Raw genomic sequence first — 9,186 nt, 5'->3', positions numbered from 1 at the left:
TTTTCATTTTTCGACATCTAGATCCTTGCGATGCAGAATAAATAGTAACCTACACTCGTTTGCTCCTTCTGTTTTTACTTCGCATGTGGCAGAAAAAGGACCCGACCGTTTCTATGCATGGCCAGATGTTCTCTCTCTCCTCAAAAGAGGGGTTTTATGTCGGTTTTTTAATTGATGTATATATAGAAAAGAGCATGTTTTTCGATTATGAAATAGGAAAAGCCACGCCTGTTTCTTTGTGATACTCTGCCGTTTGATTGGAGAATTTATTTGACAGAAATACTAGCATTCCATCGGCAAATAAACCAAATAAATACTGTATAATTTTGGTTAATCAACACGTGTGAGGAAAAGCATATTAATTGCTGGAAACTTATTTGTATGTTATATAATATATTGGGATTACATCACAACCGTAGTGGATTGTGATGTAATCTCATTTTCATTTGTGTTAACTTACAGGAAAACATTATAAATAGGAGAAATTTACTTGAACAATAGTTAGCATATCTTTTCTTATTCTTATATGTTCCGATATGATCGTTAACTTATACATGATGTTAAAATATCGAATTAGATAGGTGGTAAAAATAAAATGTCAAATACGAAACCGTACAGAGTGTTACTGTACTACATGTACACTACAATTGAGAATCCTGAAGAATTTGCTGCTCAGCATCTAGAATTTTGTAATTCACTTGAGTTAAAAGGAAGAATTCTTGTAGCAGAAGAGGGAATTAACGGGACTGCTTCAGGTACTGCCCAGCAAACAGAGAAATATATGGAAACAATGAAGAATGATCCGCGTTTTGCTGGAATCGTTTTTAAAGTAGATGAAGCAGATGGGCATGCGTTTAAAAAAATGCACGTGCGTCCTCGTAAAGAGCTTGTTACACTTCGATTACATGATGATATTAATCCGAAAGAAACAACAGGAAAGTATTTAGAACCAAAAGAGTTTTATGAAGCAATGAAACAAGAAAATACGGTTGTAATCGATGCAAGAAATGACTATGAATTTGATTTAGGTCATTTTAGAGGTGCGATTAAACCTGATATTAAATCATTCCGTGAATTACCTGACTGGATTGATGAAAATAAGGAAATGTTTGAAGGTAAAAAGATTTTAACGTATTGTACAGGTGGTATTCGTTGTGAGAAGTTTTCAGGCTGGTTAGTTCGAGAAGGTTTTGAAGATGTAAGTCAGCTTCATGGCGGAATTGTAACGTACGGAAAAGATTCTGAAGTACAAGGTGAACTATGGGATGGACAATGTTATGTATTTGATGAGCGAATTGCGGTTCCTGTGAATCAAAAAGAACATGTTATTGTTGGTAAAGATCACTTTACAAACGAACCTTGCGAACGCTATGTAAATTGTGCAAATCCAGAATGTAACAAAAAAATCTTATGCTCAGAAGAAAATGAACACAAATATTTACGTGCATGCTCACACGAATGCCGTGTACACCCGCGCAATCGTTATGTAAAAGAACATGAATTAACAGAAGAACAAGTAGCTATTGCATTAGAAAAAATTGAAGCAGAAAATCAAGTGGAATTAGGATAATCGTTCACTTTAATAAAAAACGGATCTTATCGTAAACGAGGGGATCCGTTTTTTTATTTCTATTTAGATAATAAAAAAGATTGCACATTGCTTGTTTGAAACAGCTTGTTTATATAGTTTTTGAATTTCTAAAAAGTAACTATAGGTATATTCTAATATTTCATTCGGGTCATCATCCTCAACAAGTGGATAAAGTTGTTCATCCATTAAATCTTGAAAGCTGTACATGTTATTGAAATCAGATGCACTTAAGTCTTTTATTGCCAAATAAGCTTCTTCGACTTCACTAGCTGTAAGGTAAAACGTACCGAGAGAATCGTTATCTATGATGGAATCATTAAGAGGTACAACATGTCCAAGTGGTGGTTCGCCTCCGCCAATCTCACCACATAAAATAAAATGAAGTAGTTGCCAGGACTTATCGATATCTAAATCAGATTCTTTAAAATAAATATCTAACTCATTGTTTTTGATTTTACTTAATTCCTCATCTGTAACTAATACATACTGTCCAATCATCCCCATAATAGCCAGCTCCTCTAAAGATTTTGAATTTAGTATATCATATTTATGTAGGGGTTTTTTGGGGGATAGAAGAGGATTATAACTCATTTGTAAGATATGAGAAAATATAGATTACTTCTGGTGAATCAAAACAAAGGAAATGTTTAAATAAAAGAGTAGGCCATAAAAATTTGTGGCCTATTCTTTTTATAATCATTCATTTAGATGTTAAAACGTAATTGTTAAAAGGAGGTTTCTGTGTTGTTTGTTCTGGAACATTTGATTTTTATGGTGGAAGTAAAGTTTTCGTATTATTGATATTTGCTAAAAAGAAGCACGGCTACTTACTCTTGTTATAATCAGATCTTGTTAAACCGTAAACAACAGTATCTTTATATGTATAATATAGTTATGCTATAAGAAAGTAAAATTTTCATGTTTTGAAAGAGGGGGGTTCTATATGCGTATTTTAGTATTAGGAGCTGGAGGAGTCGGAGGATATTTTGGGGGCCGTTTAGTAGAAAAAGGGGAAGATGTTACTTTTCTCGTTCGTAGTCGACGGAAACAACAGCTTGAGAAAAATGGTCTTGTTATTCGTAGCATAAAGGGAGATTTTTCATTTATTCCACAATTAATCACTAAAACTGAATCCGTAGATCCATTCGATTTAATATTATTTTCAACAAAAACTTATCATTTAGAAGAAGCAATAAACGATTTGAAGCCATTTGTTGGTGAGAAGACAATTATTATACCACTACTAAATGGTATAGCCCATCTATCTGCATTACAAAGGGTATTTGGCGAGGATAAAGTTATTGGAGGTTTGTGTTTTATCGAAACAACATTAAACGATGAGGGAAATGTTGTTCAAACTAGCTCCACTGACCGACTTGTATTTGGGGAAATTAAACATCTACATACAGAGCGAATACAAGGGATTACCGATACATTAAAGGGTACAAAAGCAAGCTTTGTTTTGAGTAATCATATTGTGCAAGATATGTGGCATAAATATTTATTTATTACTGTTATGTCAGGTGTGACTACGCTAATGCGAGCGCCAATAGGACCGATTCGTGAAAGTGATGGGGGCCGTGACTTGATTCGGAACTTACTTGAAGAAGCAGCGCAGATTATGACAGCATCTGGAGCCCCAATTCAGGATAATATTGTTGACGAACATATGAAGACGATTGAGAAGATTTCATATGATATGAAATCTTCTATGCAGCGGGATATGGAAAAAGGTTCATCTATCGAAGTAGAGTATTTACAAGGATATTTATTGGAATTAGCAAAACAATTTCATATAGATGCACCGTTGTTAAAGATTGTTTATCAAAATTTAAAAATTTACGAAGAATAAAGGTGTTTAAAATTGAAAGTCGATATTATAAAAATAGTATCGGCTTTTTCAAATTAACTTAAAGATATAGTAATAATTCCTATCCGTTTAAAGGGAAGTTTGGAGGGATGAAATGCATCGACTAAATCTTAAGAAATTTGAAGGAACAGACTTTAAGGAGTACTTTCAACTAGTTGACCTGAAAATTTGTCAGAAAAAAATACCTTTAAATATATCATTCTTCTTAGGCGAACTTGATCGGATACATTATGTTCATTTATAAAGTACTATCCTACATAATCATCACAATTTTTCTATTTCAAAAAAATTAAGCTATTGTTTAAAAATTTTTATTTACTTTTTTTAAATAAGGGAGTATGATAATCGACAGTTTCAAATTTCTAAATCGCTGAAACCTGATGGTATGGGGGAACCGTTTTTGTGGATTGATACATAATCCAAGGGGTGAATCCTTGCAAGGTAGGGCTACTCAATGGCCCGAATCCGACAGCTAACCTCATAAGCGTTATATGAGAAGGAAGGTGGAGCTTGTGCGACAAAAAAATTGATGTCTACAAGTTTATTTGTTATGAACTTGTAGACATTTTTTTATTTTCGGAAAACCTGTCTTTTATTAAGGGTTTTATTTAACTAACAGAGAAATAAATGCATAAAATTATTGGAGAGTGAAGGTCAGTGGTTTCTTCCATAAAAAGATTCTTAATCGGTCGGCCATTAAAATCAACCGAATTAGGAGAGCAAAAACTTAACAAAACGAAAGCATTAGCTATTCTTTCTTCTGATGCTTTATCATCAGTTGCATATGGTCCAGAGCAAATATTGATTGCTCTAACTACAGTCGGCACGTTAGCATATTGGTATTCCATTCCGATTGCAGTTGGAGTGTTAGTTCTGTTAACGGCTCTTATTCTATCTTATAGGCAAATCATCTTTGCATATCCTCACGGCGGAGGAGCGTATGTGGTATCAAAAGAAAATTTAGGTGTCAATCCGGGATTAATAGCTGGAGGCTCCTTGTTAGTAGACTATATTTTAACTGTGGCCGTAAGTGTATCTGCGGGTACGGATGCACTTACATCTGCTTTTCCTAGTCTACATGCTCATAATGTGGTTATTGCCATCATATTTGTGTTATTTATTACAATCTTGAACTTACGAGGTGTAACGGAATCAGCTTCTGTTTTAGCTTATCCGGTATATTTATTTGTTTTAGCATTATTTATATTAATCGGTGTAGGTATATATAACATTGCAACAGGTGCAGTTCCGTCTCATTTACATACGCCAATTGGCACACCAGTAGCAGGAATTAGTTTATTTATACTTTTAAGAGCATTTGCATCAGGTAGTTCTGCTTTGACTGGAGTTGAAGCTATTTCCAATGCAATTCCAAACTTTAAAGATCCCGCTCCTAATAATGCTGCTAAAACGTTACTTGCGATGGGGGCCTTACTTGCGTTGCTATTTTCGGGGATCGTATATTTAGCTTATTATTATGGCATTGCTCCTAGTCAAGAGGTAACAGTTGTCTCACAAATTGCTGAAGAAACATTTGGACGGCATTTTATGTATTTCTTTATTCAAGGAACAACAGCAGTGATATTAATCCTTGCTGCTAACACTGGCTATTCTGCTTTCCCCTTACTGGCAGTTAATCTTGCAAAAGATAAGTTCATACCAAGAATGTTTACAGTTAGGGGAGACCGATTAGGGTATTCTAATGGAATTATCATACTTGGGATTGCTTCAATTATTTTAATTATTGCTTTCCAAGGGCAAACAGAACATCTTATTCCACTTTATGCAGTAGGCGTGTTTATCCCATTTACGTTGTCCCAGTCTGGAATGGTAGTTAAATGGATTCGTGAAAAGCCTCAAGGATGGATTTTAAAATTAACGATCAATTTAACGGGTGCTATTATTAGTTTTATAGTTATGAGTATGTTCTTTTTAACTAAATTCTCACAAGTTTGGACAGTCTTGATTTTCCTACCTATCATTATTTTTGTGTTTCACCGAATTAGAAAGCATTATGAAGCGATAGGAGACCAATTAAGTCTTACAACTTGTGAGCCAATTGTGCCGATTGAAGGGAATGTAATACTTGTACCAGTGGCTGGTATGACTCATGTAGTAGAGAACTCGTTAAATTACGCTAAATCTCTTTCACCAGATCAAATCATTGCTGTTTACGTTTCTTTTGAAAGAGAAGATGAGAAGAAATTTGAAGAAAAATGGAAGAAATGGCAGCCTGATGTTAGATTAGCGACACTGCACTCTCATTATAGAAGTATTATTCAGCCATTAACTAAATTTATTGATACAGTTCAATACAAAGCAAGTGAATCAAATTATCGGGTTACTGTAGTAATACCGCAATTTATTCCTAAGAAGGGTTGGCATAATATTCTTCATAACCAGTCTAGCTTATTGATTCGTGCATTCTTGCTTTATAAGAGAAATGTAGTTATTACAACTGTACCTTACCATTTGAAAAAATAAAGATTAATAGATTTCTAAGGTAGCTTTACGTGGATAAAGCTACCATTTCTTATATGTGAGGAATAGAAATGTTCTCTATTCATTTAGATGGTCGAATTTTTTAGAATAAGGCTGTATAATGCTTGTAAGTACAATGTATGTGATAAAAGGGAAATAATAGGAAAGGATATGTAATGAGCTACTATGGATAAAGAGAAACAACAATTAAGTGTTGAAGTTGCGAGGTTATACTATCAATCGGATTATAGCCAACAAGAAATTGCTAATAAGCTGAATATTTCGAGGCCAACTATCTCGAGGTTGTTAAAATATGCAAAAGAAAAGGGATTTGTTCAAATTCATATAGCAGATCCATTTGCTGATTTAGATAATGTCGGAAACCTGCTTAAAGAAAAATATAATTTGTTAGAGGCACATGTCGTGTTTTCTCCGGTACCAGAGTATGCGACGATTACGGAATATATTAGTAAATATGCTGCTGAGTATATGGAGAAAACTGTTACAAATGGTGATATCGTCGGGGTGAGCTGGGGAACGACAATGTATGAAATCGCTAGAAAAATTGTACCACAGCATGTAAAAGGAGTGGAGGTTGTCCAATTAAAAGGAGGCATCAGTCATTCAAGTGTAAATACATATGCGAATGAGACAATTGCTTTATTTGCAGATGCTTTTCAAACGACACCGCGAAATTTACCGCTCCCAGTTATATTTGATAATGCAGTGACAAAGGAATTAGTGGAACAGGATAGACATATCCACCATATTATTGCAATGGGAAAACAAGCGAACATTGCAATCTTTACTGTCGGAACTGTTCGAGACGAAGCGTTATTATTCCGATTAGGTTATTTGGATAAGGACGAAATGGATCTATTGAAAAAGCAAGCTGTTGGTGACATTTGTTCACGCTTTTTTGATGGAGACGGCAATATTTGTAGTGAAGAAATTAATCAACGTACAATTGGAATTGATTTAGAAGAGTTACGATTAAAAAAACGTTCTGTTCTCGTTGCTGGAGGATCTAGAAAAGTGAAGGCAATTGATGGTGCGTTAAGAGGTGGATATGCAAATGTATTAATTATAGATCAGCATACCGCAAAAGAATTGTTACATTATCAAAAAGATTAGAAATAGAAGGCTCTCTCAAAAGTAGTATTTTGAGGGAGCCTTTTTAAATAAAGAAAAAAAGATATGAACAAAATTTCAAAAGTATGTTTACATTTGTTCAAGTAAGAGTTAGAATGAAGTTGTTAAAAGATATGAGGAGTGAAGAAAATGAATATTGCAAAGTTAATTGATCATACAGTTTTGAAACCGGATACTAAAAAAGAAGATGTTATGAAAGTTTTAGAAGAAGCAAAGAAATACAATTTCGCTTCTGTTTGTATTAATCCAACATGGGTAAAATTAGCTGCTGAAGAATTAGCAGGACATGATGTGGACGTTTGCACAGTTATTGGATTCCCTTTAGGTGCAAATACGACTGAAACAAAAGTATTTGAAACAAAAGATGTAATCGCAAAAGGCGCAACTGAAGTAGACATGGTAATCAATGTCGGTGCTTTAAAAGATGGAGAAAATGAACTTGTTGAAAAGGATATTTATGAAGTTGTACAAGCTGCAAAAGGAAAAGCGCTTGTAAAAGTTATTATTGAAACTTGTTTACTAACAGATGAAGAAAAAGTGCGTGCTTGTGAATTATCTGTAAAAGCTGGTGCTGATTTTGTAAAAACTTCAACTGGATTCTCAACTGGTGGAGCGACTGCTGAAGATATTGCATTAATGCGCAAAACAGTTGGAGAAAATGTTGGCGTGAAAGCATCTGGTGGCGTTCGTACACGTGAAGATGCAGAAAAAATGATTAAAGCTGGAGCTTCTAGAATCGGAGCAAGTGCTAGTGTTGCAATTGTATTAAATGATAAAGAAGGCGCTTCAGATAACTATTAATTCATAAAAAGTTGGGAGTAATGGATACACAAATTGTCAAAGACATGGTGTATCTATTGCTTTAACATTCAAAAAATATGTAAGCGGATACGGGAAAAGGGGGGAGTTTTATGAAGTACTTAATAGGTATTATAGGCCTCGCAATTATTTTAGGTATCGCATGGCTTGCTAGTAATAATAGAAGAAAAGTTAAATATCGTCCTATTATAACGATGATTATATTACAGTTCATTTTAGGCTTTGTATTATTAAATACAAGTGTAGGGAACATACTAATAGCTGGAATTGCAGATGGTTTTGGACAATTGTTAAAGTATGCTGGAGATGGTATTAACTTTGTATTTGGCGGTTTGGTCAATCAAAAAGAATTTTCATTCTTTTTAGGGGTATTAATGCCAATTGTGTTTATATCGGCCTTAATAGGTATTTTACAGCACATTAAGGTATTGCCGTTTATTGTGAAATACATTGGTTTAGTTTTAAGTAAAGTAAATGGAATGGGCAAACTTGAATCATATAACGCTGTGGCTTCAGCAATTTTAGGACAATCAGAAGTATTTATTTCTGTTAAGAAGCAGCTAGGTTTACTATCAGAAAGAAGATTATATACACTATGTGCGTCTGCGATGTCGACAGTTTCTATGTCTATAGTTGGATCCTACATGGTGTTACTAAAGCCTCAGTATGTTGTAACCGCTCTAGTATTGAACTTATTTGGAGGGTTTATTATCGCTTCTATTATTAACCCTTATGAGGTTACTGAAGAAGAAGATATGTTAGAAGTACAAGAAGAAGAGAAAAAGAGCTTTTTTGAAGTGTTAGGAGAATATATAATAGATGGTTTTAAAGTTGCGATTACAGTAGCTGCTATGCTAATTGGATTCGTTGCTTTAATTGCTTTCATTAATGCTATTTTTAAAGGAGCAATTGGTATCTCATTCCAAGAGATTCTTGGTTATGTATTTGCACCATTTGCATTTATTATGGGGGTTCCTTGGCATGAAGCTGTTAATGCCGGTAATATTATGGCGACGAAACTTGTATCAAATGAGTTTGTAGCTATGACAGATTTGGCAAAAGGTAACTTCAATTTTACAGGAAGAACGACTGCTATCATATCAGTGTTCCTTGTTTCATTCGCAAATTTCTCTTCAATCGGAATTATTGCTGGTGCTGTTAAAAGCTTAAATGAAAAACAAGGAAATGTGGTAGCAAGATTTGGTTTGAAACTACTTTTTGGTGCAACTTTAGTAAGCTTCTTATCAGCAACAATAGTTGGATTAATATATTG

7 protein-coding genes and 1 riboswitch are annotated in these 9,186 nt (G+C 34.2%); of the genes, 6 read left to right on the top strand and 1 reads right to left on the bottom strand.

The genetic code is table 11. The annotated features are described in order from the left end of the window. Positions 1–595: 595 nt before the first annotated feature. The gene (trhO, locus tag V7183_RS19960; RefSeq protein WP_335360597.1) at positions 596–1,570 is read left to right on the top strand and encodes an oxygen-dependent tRNA uridine(34) hydroxylase TrhO; all 975 of its coding nucleotides are present in this window, start codon (positions 596–598) and stop codon (positions 1,568–1,570) included. A gap of 63 nt (positions 1,571–1,633) precedes the next feature. Here trhO and V7183_RS19955 read toward each other — a convergent pair whose 3' ends face one another. After that, positions 1,634–2,095, bottom strand: a complete 462-nt coding sequence (locus V7183_RS19955) for a YfbM family protein (protein WP_097899403.1) — start codon at positions 2,093–2,095, stop codon at positions 1,634–1,636. Between the two features lie 439 nt (positions 2,096–2,534). Between V7183_RS19955 and panE the strand changes: the two genes are divergently transcribed. From panE to V7183_RS19930, 5 genes are all read left to right on the top strand, one after another. Next, positions 2,535–3,443, top strand: a complete 909-nt coding sequence (gene panE, locus V7183_RS19950) for a 2-dehydropantoate 2-reductase (RefSeq protein WP_335360596.1) — start codon at positions 2,535–2,537, stop codon at positions 3,441–3,443. A 376-nt stretch (positions 3,444–3,819) separates the two neighbouring features. Next, positions 3,820–3,964, top strand: a riboswitch (cyclic di-AMP (ydaO/yuaA leader). A 154-nt stretch (positions 3,965–4,118) separates the two neighbouring features. Further along, entirely contained in the window at positions 4,119–5,945 is a 1,827-nt protein-coding gene (locus V7183_RS19945; protein WP_335360595.1) for an APC family permease, read from the top strand. A 183-nt stretch (positions 5,946–6,128) separates the two neighbouring features. After that, positions 6,129–7,076 carry a sugar-binding transcriptional regulator gene (locus tag V7183_RS19940; RefSeq protein WP_335360594.1) on the top strand — a complete coding sequence of 316 codons (948 nt, stop codon included), beginning with the start codon at positions 6,129–6,131 and terminating at the stop codon, positions 7,074–7,076. Positions 7,077–7,223: 147 nt separating this feature from the next. Further along, complete coding sequence (deoC, locus tag V7183_RS19935) at positions 7,224–7,895, top strand: deoxyribose-phosphate aldolase (protein WP_097899400.1); 672 nt, start codon at positions 7,224–7,226, stop codon at positions 7,893–7,895. Between the two features lie 110 nt (positions 7,896–8,005). Continuing rightward, positions 8,006–9,186 (top strand): NupC/NupG family nucleoside CNT transporter (locus V7183_RS19930; protein WP_335360593.1); only part of this gene is annotated, 1,181 nt, incomplete at its 3' end.

Source organism: Bacillus sp. JJ1127 (assembly GCF_036965845.1).
In the GTDB taxonomy this organism is placed as follows: Bacteria; Bacillota; Bacilli; order Bacillales; family Bacillaceae_G; genus Bacillus_A.
Note: the sequence above shows the minus strand (reverse complement) of the source record. Positions and strands in the feature narration are given on the sequence as shown.

Excerpts from the sequence above, each read along its gene's own strand:
- trhO (WP_335360597.1), top strand. The coding sequence starts at position 596 with ATGTCAAATACGAAACCGTACAGAGTGTTACTGTACTACATGTACACT.
- V7183_RS19955 (WP_097899403.1), bottom strand. The coding sequence starts at position 2,095 with ATGGGGATGATTGGACAGTATGTATTAGTTACAGATGAGGAATTAAGT.
- panE (WP_335360596.1), top strand. The coding sequence starts at position 2,535 with ATGCGTATTTTAGTATTAGGAGCTGGAGGAGTCGGAGGATATTTTGGG.
- V7183_RS19940 (WP_335360594.1), top strand. The coding sequence starts at position 6,129 with ATGGATAAAGAGAAACAACAATTAAGTGTTGAAGTTGCGAGGTTATAC.
- deoC (WP_097899400.1), top strand. The coding sequence starts at position 7,224 with ATGAATATTGCAAAGTTAATTGATCATACAGTTTTGAAACCGGATACT.